The organism is Gammaproteobacteria bacterium (assembly GCA_013816845.1).
Lineage (GTDB): Bacteria > Pseudomonadota > Gammaproteobacteria > DSM-16500 > DSM-16500 > Aquicella.
In genome coordinates this window covers 491,342-508,331 of record JACDDU010000001.1, presented here as the reverse complement: position 1 = coordinate 508,331, position 16,990 = coordinate 491,342, and the positions used below count along the sequence as shown (strand labels likewise).

The following is a 16,990-nucleotide window of genomic DNA, read 5'->3' as shown; positions in this document are numbered from 1 at the left end:
ATGGCCATTGTTATAAATAACCCCCTTCTTCAATCCGCAGGAATGCCACGATGATGCAAAGCAAAACTCCAAGTATTGTCATAGTCGGAGGGGGCGCAGGTGGCTTGGAGCTCGCAATTTTGTTGGGTCATCATCTAGGGAAGAAAAATAATGCGACCGTAACACTTATTGACGCATCCCCTACGCACATTTGGAAACCCTTGCTGCACGAAATTGCAGCTGGAACGATCTCACCCGAGGATGAATTAGATTATCTTTATTGTGCGAGCAATAATTTTTTTCAATTCTCGCTTGGCACCATGCAAAGTTTGAACCGCGATATAAAAACCATTGAATTGGCGCAAATTCTTACGCCTGAAGAAACAGGATACATTCCTCAACGTGAAATTGCTTATGATGTTTTAGTAATGGCAGTGGGAAGCGTTGCCAATGATTTTAATATTCCAGGGGTAAGAGATCATTGCATCTTCCTCGACAATCCTGATCAAGCGCGTTTTTTCCATCAAAATTTACTAAAAAACTTGATGAGTTTATCCCATCAAACAGTTATGCATAAAAAATTTAATATTGCGATTGTAGGCGGTGGCGCAACCGGGATTGAATTAGCAACAGAATTACACCATGCCATCCATATGATTCAACATTATGGAGTCGATTTAAACCTTCAAACTATTTCTTTTACTTTAATTGAAGCCGCTAATCGCTTACTTCCTTCCTTACCCGAACGTTTATCTAGCATGGTACTCAAAGAATTAGAACGATTAGGAATTAAAGTTGAATTAAATGAAAAAGTTTCAAAGGTTACAGCTGAAAGTATAGAGACAGTATCCGGAAAATTAATTCCAGCTAACATTAAAGTTTGGACTGCAGGCATCAAAGCGCCTGAATTTTTACGTCACTTGGATGGTTTAGCCGTCAACTATATTAATCAATTAATAGTTAATTCAACATTACAAACGACGGTGGATAAAGATATTTTTGCGCTCGGCGATTGCGCAAGTTGTCCGCAAAAAAATTCACATCAGTTCGTACCACCTCGAGCACAAGCAGCGCATCAACAAGCTATTTTTCTAGCGAAAACTATTCCTCTTTATCTAACGAACAAACCACTCCCTGTTTATTATTATCGTGACCATGGTTCTTTAATTACGCTAAGCCAAAATCAGGTTATTGGAAATTTAATGGGTAGGATCACTGACAATATAATGATTGAAGGTTTCATCGCACGATTACTGTATCGATATCTTTACAAACAGCATCAGTCTGTTTTACATGGTCGTTGGCGCACACTTCTTCTCACCTTGGCTAATGCGCTCAGCAAAAAAACAAGGCCAAGGCTTAAATTACATTAATAACCTGGTTTAAAATGCACGAAGTCGATTCGGTAAATAACTTTCCAAAATGATATTTTTCATTATTATCCAATGTTACACTTTCCTCGCTTTACCATCTTTGACAGTATATTTTTTTTATTAGATACGGAGTGAATATGTTTTTAGGCATCATACAAAAATTTAGTGCTCTATTATTATTAGCCGTAACATCCTTTTCTTATGCAGGAGCTGGTGACGATAAAATACCGTGCCCCTCAGTTAGCACTATTCAACAAGCTGCTAACAAAATTGATACAGCTGGACGGAATGACACCGGCTATGTAGCAAACTCATCAAAACCAGCTTTTTCTACAAGCCATTATGCATGGGTGGTTTCTGTATATGGTCTTGAAGTGTGCTTTCCGAATGAGGCAAATATAATTGCGCGAGGAAAAGAAGTTATACACCAAACAACCACTATAAATGCACCTTATGCTACACGCTTCAGCGACACGGTTGTCTTTTGCACTTATGGCCCTGCAGATGTTATGGCAGTTGGATTTTATAAAGACAGTTACGCACTTCCAAATTTCACTGCAATGAAGTTTAAACGTTAACATCTAGTTGGATTTTTTTAATTGTTAAAGAAAAGGGATTGCAAAGACCCAGCTCGTGTCGCATCCGCTTACTTATAGAATTGATCCACAGAAAGATGACTCGCGTTGTTTTATCGTAATGATTAAAAGATTTAACAATTGCAATGAGCGCTATATCTTAATTATTTAAGCAGACCTTTAGGACAATAAATTAATAGGCTTATGTCTGTGGTGGCCGCTGAATGGCTAAGATTGAATAGATTTCGCATTTAATGAATAAAGCGCTTAAAAGAGTTCGTTACAATGATTTGCATTGTAACTTAGGTGGTACCTTTGGGTTTGCTCATTAATTTAATCGCGTGACTTTCATGAGCGGATTGATTTCGAGTTAATACTATTAATTTTTGTTTAATGATATTCAACTCTATGCCGTTTTTGGCTCGTTTTTTTAAAATCTTCTTAATTTGATGGGCGGTTTTCTTCATTTATTTATCTCATTAAATGAGACGTAGGAAAGTTATTGAGCGCTCAATTTCCGTGGTCTCTGAATAATATTTATTAATATTTTCAAATATTTGCATCATGACACGTTACTCATTCCAGTGTACAGTGTAAATATTAAACAAATATGAAGATTGCTATGTAAAACGCTGAGGGTTACCTTAAATAAATTTTCTTTTACGAGAGCTACCCATGCGTATTTTAAAAGTGGCTTTAATTATTTGTTGTTTTTTACAGTCTTTACAGGCGCAAACCCTACAACCTCCACTAAGTTGCCCGGAATTTCCTTTTTTTCAACCCAAGACCGGTCCCCTGGCACTCGTGAACTGTGATTTTCATCACGCTTATGAAAAGCGGATTAATCAAATAAAAAGTACATTTGGTACTGTGGGAGGTCGACCGATTATTTTAAATCTAGGTGGTATATTAATTTTAAAATACAAAGGCAAAACTGAGACGGTTGAAATTACACCTGCTGAATATCAAGAAATTAAAGCTTATGCGCATAGCGCATTTAACATCTTTTTAACCCTAACCCAACAACCCCCCGGACATTTAAATAATAAAATAAAAGAAGAATTACAGCTTATGAGTAAACATGTAGCACAAGCAAGCGCCATGTTGCCTTCTCTACACCTATCATCGGATGCTAAATTCACTTGTGCGACGATTGTAAATATGACGCAACAATTTTTGGAAAAAGTTATAAGTAAATCAAAATGGACGCAATCAGATTTAACCACGTACTATACTGCTGTCCGTCCTTTTCTTTTTAAAGCTATTAAAATAGTGAGTGCCATTGAATTAACCCTACTCAATAATAAAATTGAACATTGGCTAAGTAAGATGCCTGCCGACGATATAAAAAAATTAGGTTTAATCATTGCCGTCTCACATCAAGCTCGTGCCCAAGAAATAAGTTTGCAATATTTCAGTAAAAGATTTGGATTGCATTATGGCGAAGGCGCCATGTCTGAGAATGGGTTTGTTGTCATTGAAGATCAGTTTGATGAGAAAGCTGCGTATAATCTCTTAGCCCGTCATTACCTTGATCGAGAGGCAGCTGCGGTCATTTTTAATGATCCTGCGCGATTACAGCGTGACTTACAAGCAGATGCTGCAAAGGAAATTTTAGAGAAACCTCCTGTGAACAATAATGTAAAGCTCGTTGCCTAATGATTGATTCAAGGTAAGCGTTGTGATGCCCTGTAGGCAATAAAGACCAAAGAAATTATTGCACCTCTTCCCTTCAAGGATAGGCCACTTTAGATCACACAAGGCTTGCTGGTGGTATGATCACTACGTGCATTAATAATGGTTGCAGCTTATTTTATAACTAATGAATATTAAGAGTTAAAACTCTATTACATTGAAATAGACTGACGTATTTAAGAAAAGATGAAGATTCAAGTGTTTAACAAATTATAAGGGGTTGTCACTTCACCCTCTTTTCAGCAAAATTACTTTAATCAGCATTCATTTATGTATTACTTGGATAAGGAAAAATTTTATTTAGTTTGATTAGTCAAGGGATTGCCAATTCTTATACAAAATCGCTTTGTTTTTATGCGGTAAAATAATTAAATCATAAAAAATAAAACGAGCGTGGTCATGGATATTCTTAAGAGAATAGCTTTCGGTACACTCAGTATTATCTTTCTTACGATAGCTGCACCACCAGTTTTTGCTGCCGAGTGGGAAAATGAATTTTCTAATGATTCAGTCAGTAGCTATAACGCGGATCAAGATTATTATTCTTCTGCAGACGCTAGTGCAGAATTAGAAAAAGCTTTCCCAAGTGAAGAATTCGCCAATGAACATTATCAACAAGAACCTCCCCGGAAAGCGCATCGCCGTATAGCAAAACAAGTATCTCAGCAAGAATCCTTTCAAGAAGAAGATGAATACATGCAAGTGGCAGATCGATCACGGATGTCCCGCCGTATTGCCTCCCCCGGGGAAAAACTCATTGTGGTTGATCCGCATACGCATAGCTGGGCTGCATATAGCAGTAGTGGTCAATTATTGCGATCTGGTATTGCTTCAGCAGGAGCCAACTGGTGCCCCGACATAGGACGTTCATGCCGCACTCGCTCGGGTAGCTTTCGAATTTTCTCGCTCGGCAGTCGTGCCTGCAAATCAAGTCGATATCCTTTGCCGCGCGGAGGGGCGCCCATGCCATATTGTATGTTCTTCAATGGCAACCAAGGGTTACATGGCTCAAACCAGTTAGCAAGACGCAATATGAGCCACGGATGTGTTCGGATTAGTGTTGAGGATGCTTATTGGCTTCGTCATAATTTTGCCACACAGGGTACGAAAGTCATCGTTAAACCTTATTAACGTGGCCCTAATCATGCATACGTTAATTTAGCTACGTTAAGCACAACAATTACTAGGCTGGATGGTAATACGAGGATTTGCAGATACAATGACTTTATAATGGAGGTTGGTTCCCTAACGGAAACCAACCCATAGCGAACTAGAGTGTTATTTCAGCTTTCTTTTTACTTTTTCCGCGCTTCTTTGCTACGCCCCGCTTAGCACTTCCCTTTTTTGCCACTTTCGATTTAGCTTTACGTTTACTTGTTTTAACACTTGTTGACGTTAGTTTTTTACGTTGATTCGTTTTACGAGATTTTGCTTTTTGCTTTTTACGCGGAGATGCTTTTTTAGTAAGAGACTTTGTTTTACTACCCTTAGCTTTTTTAGCATTTTTAGCTTTCTTACCTTTCTTAGCTTTTGCTGCTGCTGATTTAGACCGCCGTTTAGGCGTCGAGGTGGTAATAGACTTCAAAAAATCTTTCAAGCTTTTGACAAGGCCTTGGTCTTCCTTGGCAATTGCGTGCTTACTGTTTGCTTTAGTCATGACTAGCTTCCTTACTTGTCGGTTATATGATTTTACATTAAAAATACTATTATGAATAATTTTTTTTTTGTAAAGCTGTTTATTTACCGAAAAGCATGGATGAAAGGAAAATAATCGCTTCAGCTTCGAGAACTTTTTAAAAGTGGAATTCAAAAAATGAATGACAATCTAGGGCACGGTCGTCTGAAAAAATAGGAAGGTCAGCGTTTGGAGAGTTTTTGAAGTCCCCTGCTGCAAAGATAGGAGTTACTTAACTGCTCACAATTGAAAACACTATCATACATTTGCGGGCCATTTGACTTGTATTGGTAATCATGAAATGGATCACCCCTATTATTTTTTTAAACCTCCACTAACTTTTCATCCGGCAAAAAGCTTTGACGCAGCAACATTAACCAAAAAATGAGGGGTCCACGCAACTGCGAACCCCTCTCAAGCTAACAATTATTTAACTATCCCCTAAAAACTGGCTTAAGAACGCTTACCCATCGGCGTAATACCGACATATGGTTTAGGGATCGGTAGCTCTCCTTCTTCTGCTTTTTTAAAAGCAACAATAGAATCTTCAAAAAACAAACGGATTAATGACAAAGTAATATAAGGTTCAAGCACGAGAGACTGACTATTTATGGGCTTCCATCCACAAGTGAGCCTATCATAAACCTCATCCCACGCCGCAGTTGCTGCAAAGCCTTGGACCTTTTTAGATGAAAAAAGTGCATGTGTGTTTCTACCAGAATTTAAATCTTGCTCATCTTGATCGTAACAAACTTTCAAATAATTTTTTAAAGCACTCAGTGTGACAATTTTTTCTTTGGCTTCATCTTGCCCTGCAGTAACTGCCGCGACAAATTTATCCCATCTTTCTTCATTAATGCTGCCATCGGCATTCCAAATTCGGGTCGTACCCATATGAAGATGATGGGCATAGCCATTCTTTTCATCGGGCTTAAAGTTTCCCTTAGAAACAGGGCACGTCCATTGCTTACTGGCATGCGTCGCATTAAAGGTAGCTATTATCGTTCCTTTAATTGTTGCGTGCACCCCGTGTGCTTTTTTGAGACCCTCCGCTACGGTTTGTGGAGAATAAGATGTGTCACCGTTTGAAAAAGGTACCGGATGTTTGCCTAGCGCTGAGAGCATCGTAGAAGTTGATTGTCTATCCTGCATTGTTGATCCTTATCAATTTATTGTATTTTTAAAAGTAGAATGAACAACCGAAAAGATACGTATAAAAGAAAGAATTGAATAATATTCTTTAATTATAGTTAGTATTGAAATTTTTTATAGGTAGAAATGGACTAAACAGGAGCCTGTCGATTTGCCCTTTGCATTACTTCTGTTGAAATCGTTTTGACAATAAATTTGGAATAAATGACATATACTGCAATAATTAATGGAAAATACAATATGAATATCGGAAGCCAGCCTATTAATTGTGTGAGTCCATTGATAAGCGCAACAGGAGTGAAAGCAAGAATAATTAGTCTAACACGTGCTTTATAATCTAGTTTCAAGACCTTTAGCTTTCTACCACTAGCACCTAACCATGCAATTAATAAAACTAATAATAAATAGATAACAAACTTTATAATTAGGAATAAAAAGAAAAACACCATTAACGTGATAAATTTGATAAATCCAAACATAACTTGAACTTCGTTTTTGTTTATCGTTAAGTATGCCTGTTTTAATGAGATAGGCAATGCCTTTACCTTATAATCAATTGAATCCTTTATAAAAATAGTGTTCTTAGTAATCAATAGTTTCGCTTTGTCATTCGCACTTAAAGTATTATATTTTCCTGAAGTGTCAATAATAGCGACTATATTTTTATCTTTATCGTAAAAAAAATAAGGAACCGGTTCTTTAATAGAAAGATTATTTTTATAAATATATAAATTAGGCATTTGATCCGTTACTGCACTGAGACTGACTAATGTTCTTTTAGCCGAATTGTTTTCTATAAAATGATCTGAGGAAAAATAAGCACTGATTCCTGCTAATATTAATAAATTAAATAGACCAAAACCTTTCCATTTAAATGCAACTTCTCGATAAAAGCTTTTGGAATAAAAAGATAAAATGAAAGTCCGTAAAAAATTTCTTTTCTTCTTAAAAAATATAAATTGTTGAGATAAGCGCTTGCTCCAAATAATGGCGCTTAATATCCCCATTAAAATAATGAGAAAGTACCCGCTCAATGAACTTAAACCCGAAAGTGCATCAGCTGGCATCGAATCACTCATAAGCATTCCAAATGTCGTAAGGATAAAAAGGTACCTAGCAATGTTTAAACGGAAAAATAAAAGAATAAGCGAAAAGGGAAATAGCAGGGTACTCACCATACCTATTCTTTCAAGGTAAATATTCTGAATGGGTTGACTAGATAGGAAATCCTTAAACATGGTTGGCAGGAGGGGATCCGAATAAACGTTTACAGCAAAGCTTAAGATAAATGTTAGCAATGTAAGAAAAGATAAAATTTTTAAATTTATATTCGTAGCCAGATTGATTGTGCGGGAAGGCTTTACTAATTGATTGGTTGGGTCACTGTAGATAAGACCGACTATAATTCCCAATAAAATAATAGTGAAATCATCAAAAAATGAAATCCATTCTGGCACTGCACGTACCCCTAGCAGCAATAGAATGATTGGCAAAACCAAGACTACGATAGTAAATACTCTTTTATAAAAACATTGGCTACGGAATATTCCGACCGACGCTACTGCTAAGAGGCATAAAACAGAGGCAAGGCAAAATAAAGCATAGGGCCGGAGAGGATTACTGGCCATATAATTCAAAAGATTTATAGGTAATGTAGGCTGTAAATAGGCATATGCCAAAGCAGTACTGGCAATGAGGAACCAAAGCGTAATGATTAAAAATTTGACAATTCTTTGACTAGACATTCGGAATGCAAGACCCAGGGCGGCGGAAATTGAAATATTATAATTCATTAAATTATAAATGCAACAAATAATGTACAGTTACGGCTAGGGAGTGTTCAATGACAACACAAAGGTTCATACTTTGCCTAAGTTTCAATAGGGTATATTTAAGCCTTTAATTTACAGGATTAACTTTTTGGTACCAAACCTTGCCGTTGAAAATAATGAATGGAGCGATCCAAAGAACTGCGGGAATTGGTTTGAAATAAAAGACAACGCCAATTATAGTTAATGATATTCTTACTGTTTTTCGTTTCTTTAATCAGTTTTGATTTAGTGTTTTCATCGACACTGTTGTCTTCGAGAATATTGATTAATACATCGTAATAACATTGTTTCAAGGCTCGAACATGTCTTTTGTCGCGCGAAGAAATATTGTGGTTAAAGAACAAGCTTGAAGTTGATTTAAATGAACGATCATCGTCTGAAGTAACCGAGTCCGCACGATGAGTAACAGATACAAAAATTTCCTGCAATAGTTTTAAGCGGTCACTATTACTCATATCAACTTTCATAATATTACGGATATGTTGAGCGCAATAGCTATACGTTAAGTCTGTATTAGAATGTAAGTAGTTTTCTAAAGTTGTCTTAATTGATTCAACATTTAAAGTAGTTCCACTTTGTCTAGTAACATCATCTGAACTGGAAATTTCTTCAACTGTGTCTAATGGTGCGTGAGGGGTATCAATATTCTTCTGGGTTAGGTCAATATTTGCATTTGTCTTGCTATCCGTAATAGTGGGATGCGAGGATGAAATTTCCCTTATACTCTTAGCAAGATCCTCCTCTCGTAATAATATGGCCTGTCTCTGCTGTTTAACTTTTTCTCTTTGAATATCATTCTGACGCTTTCTTCCATCTCGATCAGCACAGTCTTTTTCAACCTTTTGTATTAATCGAAGTCCATCTAAATTTTGCTTTTTGTCAGTTGCACTTTTTCTCGCTTTTATCCGGTGCGCTCGGATATAAGAAATATCCTCAAGCGGCGAATTTGAGTTTTGAGCATACGTAATTAATGCTTTAATCCTCTGCTTGGAACTTATTGGGTAAGTTATTAATCTGATGATATTTTTTTGAATAAGAGCATTTGATTCGCTTTTTTTGAAAAGATCAGCCAATTTCCCCAAGTCATCTTCAGCGAGGTTTGCGTTGCTCAATAAGCCATTACTAAATATTGATGTTAGCAAAGTGTTTAAATAGTGATTATCGAAATTATTATATTTAAAAACAAGCGCTAGGAAATGATACTGTCTTGTAGGTAGGTTGGCTGTTTGCTGAATCGCAAGTAATAAATGTGAAGTATTACTTCCTTGCAGGGAAGCAAATTGGTTCACAAATTGGTATAAATGGGCATTGGGGATGGATATAGCGAGAAGATGAAGTATTGTAGGATTAGGATCTTTAGCATAAATCGATAATAAGTCATTTAAAATGGCGTAATCTAAAGTACTTAGATAAAAATAATCTTTTAATGTGATATTTTCCCTTTTAATATTTTCTAGACTTTTCTGCAATAATATTTCAATGGTATTGATTAATTGCTTGGAAGCGGCTTGATTACTTATTCTTTGTTTTTTATATTGTGCTTCAGCTTCTAAAGAGTCTTTAAGCCCGCGAAGGAGACTACTTCGCACTCTTCGATCTTTATTTTTTAGTGAATTAAAAAAATCAGGGTCAGCGGGTAAGTACGGAGAGGTATGGTCTATCTTTGCAATTTCACCTCTCAAACGCGCGATATGCTTTAATATATTCTTCTCTTCAGTCAAGACGATAGCATCTTTTTCTTTAATCTCTAAAAGAGATAGACGTGCTTGTTGATAATTAAAAAGTAATGTTTCAATTCTATCCAATTCACTGGGGTCAACTTTATCGAGTTCGTCAAACAATTTAATGAAACATTTAAGAAAAACTATGGATTTAGAGAATGTAGCATAATTTTTTTGTACTTTTTCTCGATCATTCCTTTGAGCAATAAAAATTTGAAATTTCTCATCAATTAAAATAAGAAATAGATTTAAAATATTTCTAATCTGCACACAGGTGTTCAGGTTATCAACGTTTAGGTTTAGATTGTTAAAATAGTCAGGATTACATTCGTTAGCTCGAAGCAATTCATCGATTACCTTGTCATCACCCACGATAAATGATTCCAAGCTAACTTTGAGTTCACCAAGGAACTGCTTTGGAATAATAACCTGACGATTAACCTCCCGACTTAAACTGGGATGTAGGGTTAAGCTTTTAACATCTTTAGGATCTAATCGATTATTCATTGTAGGACTCGGATTTATATTAATTATTATAGAATTAGTTTATTAATATAATATTAATGCGGTTTTTATAATTTACTTAAATAAGCTAGGTGAGAATATTAAACGTGCCTTAAGACTCTCTTAATCATGCAAAAAAATGTAAAATTATGAATCATGCACTTATTGTAGAACGGCTCGCGGCATCATTATTGAAACTCTTAAAACATCAGTCTTTTTTGTAACTCTCGTTAGAATGGATTTGAGTCGTTCTTGCGTTATATTTTATTGTAACCCATTTTACGAATGAAATGATTTGGGTAATTCCGACTAAAACTTAACAGAATCTTAATTAGGATATGAATTAAGAGAAAAGTATTAGATTTAAACTTACTGTTCTAGCTTCCGTAAAGGTGTTAATAAAGTCTTAATGGATTGCATGATACGATGAAAAAATTTCACGTTTTGAGGGTTTATAAATGCCATACGAGAACCAGGGAAAAAGTTATAAAGAAAAACAAAATAGATTGAAAGGGGAATTAAATACTGCCCAAAGACCTTCTAAATTTTTATCTAAGCGGTCTCATTCTACTGGAGCAATCTCAAACAGGATTGCAACCCGATCTATAACAGACCCCCGGTCAGCTATTCATGAGCATTTTCAGCATAATCCATTTCCCAAGGATGAAGTATCCCATACGCATCATCCAATAAAATTTTTGAAACCGGGTATAAAAACGACGCTTTTTATGTCGACATTATTTTTTGCAAATTTGACTGACACAATAAGCGCTGCTAGTGTGCAAACGAATGATGATACTGATAAATTACTCAGTCAACTTAACAAGATAACCTTTCCAACCCATAAAACATGCAATAAAGATACTGACGGTGTGCAAGCTCGTAGTATTAAACAAATGGACTATGTCGTAGCCTTGCCTGGAAAAAAACCTAATCATTGCAGTCCTAAAGAGAAAACATATCTGGATGAAACCCGGGTAAAGGAAAGAGAAATTCTAGATGAGGAAGCAAAGAAATTGATGACCTACTATCGAGCAAATTGCAAACCTGAGCAAACAGGGGTCATTGCTTACCATTACAGCATGATGCATCTTAAAATGGCAACAACCAATGAGTTAATGACGATTAATGTCCCTGAAACAAATCAAAAAGTGATACTCGGCATGTGCGATGAAATGGCCCGTATTGCTTTACAAAAAATTAAAAAGGTTAAAGCCTTTGAAGGTTTGCCTATGGGTATATTATCGCAAAAGATTGCAGGTGAAGAAGGACACACGTTAGCCGTTGTGCTGCCGCACAGCAGCAAGGACAAGCAGATTAATTTCAAAAAAGATATCAATATTCAAGGCTTAGCGGAACTTTATCCTAACGCGGTAATTTGTGATTTGTGGAATGGAATTATTTTTCCACTCAGAGATGCTAAAACCTTAAAGCAATTTTCAAAATATATCGAGCATCGATTAGAAGAGCTTTATGGTAAAGAAAATTATGACGAATTGCCAGCAAACCAGAAACAAACCATGATTGCTGATATTTATCGCTACTATACGCATTTTACATCTCACAATTTGCAGGTGCTCAGTAAACCGCAACATGCTTGTGTTAAAGAGGTAAATGAAATATTAGCAGAACGAGAAATACGTACCCCAGGTTTAGGAAGAAAAACTGAATTATAACCCATGCATTGATGTTAAAAAGAAAGGCGAGTTTTAGCTCCGCCTTTTTCATCAAGAAACGTGCTTTATAATCAGCGTTCCTTCTCATTAAGCTATGCGTTAATTTTTCTAAATACCGCAAAAAAAATCTTTTTTCGCCGCATAACCCTGGTTCTTCAGCATTTATTACATTGCATTTGCATGAAGTTTTAATTATTACCGCTACTCTTACTAAGAACCTAAAAAAAATTTGCTTATTAAGTTTGCTTTTTCAATAAATTATGTCGAGAGATAATTCGGTAATTCAAAGCAAAAATAAGATTAGTGCATGGGTTATAACCTAACTTTGGTTGGGGTAAATATTCCATCACCAAGGTTATAATGCTCCAACGTGGGATCCCGGTCTAATTCCTCTTTCCTTATTTGTGTTATTAATTTATTGCAATTAAGAATAGAGTGACGTAACCAGCTCGAATCGTCTTTACATTGTGCCTTTTCTTCAGGTACATCAGAACTTTTGGCTGACCGACAACTTACCCGCGCAAGGTTTTCATATAATTTCGTTTGCTCTTCACAATGATCAATACTTTCTTGATCTTCAACTCGACGCTTAACTTTACTTTTAAAAAACCCAGCCACACCTTACTCCTTACAATACAAATGAATACATATTATTATTGAAGAAATTTTTAAAGTTAGTTTCAAACGATTACGCCGCAGAATTTAATTTATAGTGTTGATGTTGCGTAAAAATTTTAGATTCTTTCGTTTTTCTAACTAACGCAAAAATGATCAACTATTTTAAATTTTGTGAATAACATGGCGAACGTTGTAACGTTTCCACATTACAACCGATAATCCCCTGTGCATTGGGTCCGTAGCTTAAACCCATGACTTTATTGCAACGATTAGACGTTGAAATAACCCAGCTACATATTTTTTTCCCGTTAATATAATTGCTAACTTCAGAGCCCACACGGAATCGCGCACTAAAGAGAAAGCCTTGTGCGGGTAAAACGATATAAGATCCATTTGTTCTAACTATACGTATCACTTGTTCGGTATGATTTTTCAGATACAAACTATAATCTTCAGCATACAAGGGCATAGATAAAGATGTAGAAAAAAGAAAGCTAAATAAATGTAAGTAACGCTTCATGAACAGTTCCTTTGTAATTAAATAGAGCGTGCTTAAGATATCTTATGCGCGGAATAAGTACAAATTTTTTTAAGTTAGAAAATCTCCATTCTAGAAAGCATGCATAGTAATTTTATTCTATACCTGTAGGTTAAGAAACTTCCGGAAGGAAATTCGCTACAATTCGATAAGCTAGGGTATAAATGGGAGCCCTCAAGCCCCCATACACACAATTTAGCTACTTGCTCCCCGAATAATAGTAGTAAAGGTTTTCATGGATAAACCGTCAACAATCATAAAGCGGGGTTGTGCCATGGGTCGAAAGCTTCGATTAGCTGTGCGCGCATCGATACTAAATGCCATTACGTAACCAGCTTTGGATGAGGCTTGCTCTAAATAATGATCATAAATTCCAAAAGGCCAAGCTAATAAAGTGACTTTAATACCGAGTTTATCTTCTAATATTTTTTTTGAAGTTTGTAATTGATCGGATACGAATTGCTCATAAGCACTGCCAGAACGCTTTTTCTTTTCCTTCTTAAAGTTTGGGTGCCAGTAAGTATGGCTTTGTATATCAAAAAGACCAGTCCGTTGTAATTCTTTTAATTCCTCCCACGTCATCGCATTTTTACCTTGTGAAATTGTTTGAGGATATATGAACAAGGTAACGGGAATATTGTATTTTCGTATGATGGGCCACATATAAGTATAGACAGATTGCCATCCATCATCAGCTGTAACGACGACGGATTTAGGAGGTAATGTTTGGCGTGCACCTTGTAAATAGTCTACGACCTCTTTTAGGGGAACGACTGTATAACCATTATCTTTCAACCACTTTATTTGGCTTTCAAATTTTTGTGGGCTCAAGTTCATACTGCCGGGTACAGTAGGATTTAAATTATGATAACAGAGGATCGGAATGTTAATTGTTTGCTCCGCCCATGTAACACATGCCAATAGAGCGGTGAACATAAAAACTAGCCCAGCACAAAAGCGTTTGAAAACTAACATTTAACATCCTCCGTGATTATTACAGTTATCCAACAAACAATCTGATATGTTGTAAGGCTTAGCCAGAACGTTTTGCACGGTATGTTTTTATAAACTTTCTGGCTGGTACATTACAACTTAATAACTCCTTCCCCTCTCCCTTGGCTTCCGTTCCTACGTTAACCATATCTCATGAATTAAAAAATTAACACGATTTTTTATTTAACTTGTATTAGAATTTGTTCCGCGTACTTAAATATTTTTAACAGAGTGCAAATATGGGTTCCACTTAATAAGCTTAACTGAGGCTTCTTCGCTTTTAGATTTAGGCGATACACTGTTGGACGATAATAGTATATAAATTTTTAAGATTTCAAGGTATGACTAAGACATACCTTAATTATTAACCATTAAAAGTTGGAATTTTTTTATGTTTGGACAGCATTCAGGAATAAAGAAAAATGATAAGCATAAAATTCGTGAGCTAATTTTAAATCGACTGGGGCTCAACAATGAGGTAAGTATTTATATTAACCGCAGTCTTTCAAACCCTAACTTCGACTCGCTCGTCATTAGTTTTGAAAAAATGATGGTTTTTCATGCTGTATCCGATGCAAATGGCTACAATAAAGAAAAAACTAAAATTCAGTACCGACAGTATGAGGATATCTATGTTAAACAACTACAAGACTATGTTGCCATTTTACAAGCTGTTGGGTTAAATGCAGCTTATACAACAAAAGATTATGTCGGTAGTGGTAGCGGCTGGAATCCGCACATCAATGTAGAAGGAACCTTAGAAAAAATTTTAAATAAGTTAGACCCTAAGTCGCAAGATGAAATGTCGATAACTCTAGCTGATCTTAAGAAAGAAAATGCCGATTTAAAAAAACAACTAAGTCAATTCCAAAATGAATATAAAACCTCTTCCATCCCACCCTCACCAAGAAGGCGGTAAAACTCATTTTCTTTATTTAGAGATTAAGATGGATGCAGTGGTTAAAATGACATTTTTATCTAATCAATGAGAAGCAAGCGGTATCTTAAATTGTAAAAGGCTTATAGCGTTAGCTAAACCCTTGCCTAAAGAGCCGAAAAGATAAATGCTCCAAAAAAATAATTTTATAATCATTTATAGATTATTTTTCTAAGATTACGCTACAAGTTTTAGCGCGGCTTTTAGAATCTTATTTTTGAGTCTTTAACAAGTAAATACCCGCCACTTCACTTAATATTAAAATTGTCATGGTGGGTATCAAACTTCAATCTAATACTTAGTCGATTGGATGATGCTTAATCCACTATTAAGAATACGACTTTAAAAAGTTAACAAAGCATGCCGTTCCCTGCACAATCAAATTAACTGTTTCGTCCGGATAGGGCTGCTCTTGGCTGTGCTTCAATCGCATCGTTGTCAGCTTTAATACAATTTTCAAGAAAAATCTTAAAACACTTCAGCTCCGCAGCTGGATCTACTTTAAGATGAAACAAATGGAATCGTTTAGGTTTTTGCTCCCCTAAAGAAGTCATTAAAGCATGGTCAATTAAAGTCATTGCTTTCTGCGCATCTAAGAACATGTAAGTATATTTCGCTGTATTAATTATAGCTTCAAGCATGCTGTCTTTATGTTTGAAATCTAAATCAATCAGGTCATGAGACGGAGGGGATGATGTAGCATATTTAAAAGGGTGACAACGAGCCCGATGTGTACCATAGGTTCGCATGTTTTTAGCACTAGGTGTCTCAATACGTCGAGTACTGGTTTCCAAAAGCAATGCTAATTCTCTTGTCTCATGGTGAAGTTGCTCTAGCGTAAAATTACTTTTCATTAAATAATTGCTCCTCATATTGTCTCATTTTTTATTTTTTTTTTTGATAATTTTTTACAGATGAGGAGCATACCTGACTTTATATATTAATCTCAATTTATAAATTGCAAGGAAACGGTCTTAATATCTATTCAAACGTATAGCGTATAAAGAGTTAACGAGATGTGTTAGCAAATTTTCTTTTGAAAGATGGGGAGCAACAACCGTAACAATATAGGAAAGTGCTGCTCCGTATCAGGCAAAGTTATTAGGTTGACGCTTGAAGTTGAGTAATAACTAAGTCAAATCTATTAGCCTGAAAAGTCATATTTTTCCCGTAAACTCTTATTGATTCAATCCCATACTTTTCATTGAGATTGAGAGATGCAACAATTGGACCGTTGCAGTGAGAATTTGTATAAAAATGACCCTCATGCCGCACGGGAACTTTTTCTTCGCTAAAAGGTTTGATGGGATAACATAGGCCAGAAGCATAACTCAGGCTGGATTCAGTATGGTTATGAACAGTAAGAAAAGCTGCATGAGCTGCGAAAGAACAGGTAAATAAGACAATTAAACCAATATATCGCTTAAGCATAATTTTTTCCTTATATGAGTTGAGAATTCTACAATAATTAATAGCGCTTTAAAAGTGCGTGAAAATAACGCCTGTCGTAAGGTTGGAGCCAGTAAGAACTTTGCTAGTTGTAAGCTTATAATTTTAGGCTAACGATTGATTAAATTGAAATTGACGATCGTTATTGACAGCACGGAAAGCCTAACGGATTACAAATATCTTTACGGAAATTGGCGCTCAAAGTTAAAGCTTTCGCGTTACAGAAACTTAATTGTAAGTTTTGAGGCCTGCCCCAACGATCCTATTCAACTT

At 35.9% G+C, this 16,990-nt stretch carries 15 protein-coding genes; 6 read left to right on the top strand and 9 right to left on the bottom strand.

Annotated elements, in window-relative coordinates; genetic code table 11:
* The first annotated feature begins 53 nt into the window (after window positions 1-53).
* From H0W64_02340 to H0W64_02325, 4 genes are all read left to right on the top strand, one after another.
* Window positions 54-1,352: an NAD(P)/FAD-dependent oxidoreductase gene (locus H0W64_02340; GenBank protein MBA3660545.1), complete on the top strand. Its 1,299-nt coding sequence runs from the start codon at window positions 54-56 to the stop codon at window positions 1,350-1,352.
* 137 nt (window positions 1,353-1,489) lie between these two features.
* Window positions 1,490-1,930, top strand: a complete 441-nt coding sequence (locus tag H0W64_02335) for a hypothetical protein (GenBank protein ID MBA3660544.1) — start codon at window positions 1,490-1,492, stop codon at window positions 1,928-1,930.
* 672 nt (window positions 1,931-2,602) lie between these two features.
* On the top strand, window positions 2,603-3,586 hold the full coding sequence (locus H0W64_02330) for a hypothetical protein (protein ID MBA3660543.1): 984 nt from the start codon (window positions 2,603-2,605) through the stop codon (window positions 3,584-3,586).
* A 435-nt stretch (window positions 3,587-4,021) separates the two neighbouring features.
* A complete protein-coding gene (locus H0W64_02325; GenBank protein ID MBA3660542.1) occupies window positions 4,022-4,753 on the top strand; it encodes a L,D-transpeptidase in 732 nt (243 codons plus the stop codon).
* A gap of 139 nt (window positions 4,754-4,892) precedes the next feature.
* On the opposite strand, the gene H0W64_02320 is transcribed toward H0W64_02325, so the two are convergent.
* From H0W64_02320 to H0W64_02305, 4 genes are all read right to left on the bottom strand, one after another.
* Window positions 4,893-5,279 carry a hypothetical protein gene (locus H0W64_02320; protein ID MBA3660541.1) on the bottom strand — a complete coding sequence of 129 codons (387 nt, stop codon included), beginning with the start codon at window positions 5,277-5,279 and terminating at the stop codon, window positions 4,893-4,895.
* Window positions 5,280-5,750: 471 nt separating this feature from the next.
* Window positions 5,751-6,449, bottom strand: coding sequence for a hypothetical protein (locus H0W64_02315; protein MBA3660540.1), 699 nt, complete (start codon window positions 6,447-6,449; stop codon window positions 5,751-5,753).
* A 131-nt stretch (window positions 6,450-6,580) separates the two neighbouring features.
* Entirely contained in the window at window positions 6,581-8,194 is a 1,614-nt protein-coding gene (locus H0W64_02310; protein MBA3660539.1) for a DUF1189 family protein, read from the bottom strand.
* 167 nt (window positions 8,195-8,361) lie between these two features.
* Window positions 8,362-10,509 (bottom strand): hypothetical protein, encoded by a 2,148-nt coding sequence (locus H0W64_02305; GenBank protein MBA3660538.1) that lies wholly within the window; start codon window positions 10,507-10,509, stop codon window positions 8,362-8,364.
* Window positions 10,510-10,964: 455 nt separating this feature from the next.
* Here H0W64_02305 and H0W64_02300 point away from each other — a divergent pair, with 455 nt between their 5' ends.
* Window positions 10,965-12,182, top strand: a complete 1,218-nt coding sequence (locus H0W64_02300; protein MBA3660537.1) for a hypothetical protein — start codon at window positions 10,965-10,967, stop codon at window positions 12,180-12,182.
* 312 nt (window positions 12,183-12,494) lie between these two features.
* On the opposite strand, the gene H0W64_02295 is transcribed toward H0W64_02300, so the two are convergent.
* The 3 genes from H0W64_02295 to H0W64_02285 form a co-directional block, all read right to left on the bottom strand.
* Window positions 12,495-12,800, bottom strand: coding sequence for a hypothetical protein (locus H0W64_02295; protein ID MBA3660536.1), 306 nt, complete (start codon window positions 12,798-12,800; stop codon window positions 12,495-12,497).
* A gap of 157 nt (window positions 12,801-12,957) precedes the next feature.
* Window positions 12,958-13,320: a hypothetical protein gene (locus H0W64_02290; GenBank protein MBA3660535.1), complete on the bottom strand. Its 363-nt coding sequence runs from the start codon at window positions 13,318-13,320 to the stop codon at window positions 12,958-12,960.
* A 213-nt stretch (window positions 13,321-13,533) separates the two neighbouring features.
* Window positions 13,534-14,313 (bottom strand): polysaccharide deacetylase family protein, encoded by a 780-nt coding sequence (locus tag H0W64_02285; GenBank protein ID MBA3660534.1) that lies wholly within the window; start codon window positions 14,311-14,313, stop codon window positions 13,534-13,536.
* A 409-nt stretch (window positions 14,314-14,722) separates the two neighbouring features.
* Between H0W64_02285 and H0W64_02280 the strand changes: the two genes are divergently transcribed.
* Window positions 14,723-15,250, top strand: coding sequence for a hypothetical protein (locus H0W64_02280; protein ID MBA3660533.1), 528 nt, complete (start codon window positions 14,723-14,725; stop codon window positions 15,248-15,250).
* Between the two features lie 401 nt (window positions 15,251-15,651).
* On the opposite strand, the gene H0W64_02275 is transcribed toward H0W64_02280, so the two are convergent.
* Window positions 15,652-16,122: a hypothetical protein gene (locus H0W64_02275; protein MBA3660532.1), complete on the bottom strand. Its 471-nt coding sequence runs from the start codon at window positions 16,120-16,122 to the stop codon at window positions 15,652-15,654.
* 247 nt (window positions 16,123-16,369) lie between these two features.
* Window positions 16,370-16,699 carry a hypothetical protein gene (locus H0W64_02270; GenBank protein ID MBA3660531.1) on the bottom strand — a complete coding sequence of 110 codons (330 nt, stop codon included), beginning with the start codon at window positions 16,697-16,699 and terminating at the stop codon, window positions 16,370-16,372.
* Window positions 16,700-16,990: the final 291 nt, after the last annotated feature.

Excerpts from the sequence above, each read along its gene's own strand:
- H0W64_02340 (MBA3660545.1), top strand. The coding sequence starts at position 54 with ATGCAAAGCAAAACTCCAAGTATTGTCATAGTCGGAGGGGGCGCAGGT.
- H0W64_02335 (MBA3660544.1), top strand. The coding sequence starts at position 1,490 with ATGTTTTTAGGCATCATACAAAAATTTAGTGCTCTATTATTATTAGCC.
- H0W64_02330 (MBA3660543.1), top strand. The coding sequence starts at position 2,603 with ATGCGTATTTTAAAAGTGGCTTTAATTATTTGTTGTTTTTTACAGTCT.
- H0W64_02325 (MBA3660542.1), top strand. The coding sequence starts at position 4,022 with ATGGATATTCTTAAGAGAATAGCTTTCGGTACACTCAGTATTATCTTT.
- H0W64_02320 (MBA3660541.1), bottom strand. The coding sequence starts at position 5,279 with ATGACTAAAGCAAACAGTAAGCACGCAATTGCCAAGGAAGACCAAGGC.
- H0W64_02315 (MBA3660540.1), bottom strand. The coding sequence starts at position 6,449 with ATGCAGGATAGACAATCAACTTCTACGATGCTCTCAGCGCTAGGCAAA.
- H0W64_02310 (MBA3660539.1), bottom strand. The coding sequence starts at position 8,194 with ATGTCTAGTCAAAGAATTGTCAAATTTTTAATCATTACGCTTTGGTTC.
- H0W64_02305 (MBA3660538.1), bottom strand. The coding sequence starts at position 10,509 with ATGAATAATCGATTAGATCCTAAAGATGTTAAAAGCTTAACCCTACAT.
- H0W64_02300 (MBA3660537.1), top strand. The coding sequence starts at position 10,965 with ATGCCATACGAGAACCAGGGAAAAAGTTATAAAGAAAAACAAAATAGA.
- H0W64_02290 (MBA3660535.1), bottom strand. The coding sequence starts at position 13,320 with ATGAAGCGTTACTTACATTTATTTAGCTTTCTTTTTTCTACATCTTTA.
- H0W64_02285 (MBA3660534.1), bottom strand. The coding sequence starts at position 14,313 with ATGTTAGTTTTCAAACGCTTTTGTGCTGGGCTAGTTTTTATGTTCACC.
- H0W64_02280 (MBA3660533.1), top strand. The coding sequence starts at position 14,723 with ATGTTTGGACAGCATTCAGGAATAAAGAAAAATGATAAGCATAAAATT.
- H0W64_02275 (MBA3660532.1), bottom strand. The coding sequence starts at position 16,122 with ATGAAAAGTAATTTTACGCTAGAGCAACTTCACCATGAGACAAGAGAA.
- H0W64_02270 (MBA3660531.1), bottom strand. The coding sequence starts at position 16,699 with ATGCTTAAGCGATATATTGGTTTAATTGTCTTATTTACCTGTTCTTTC.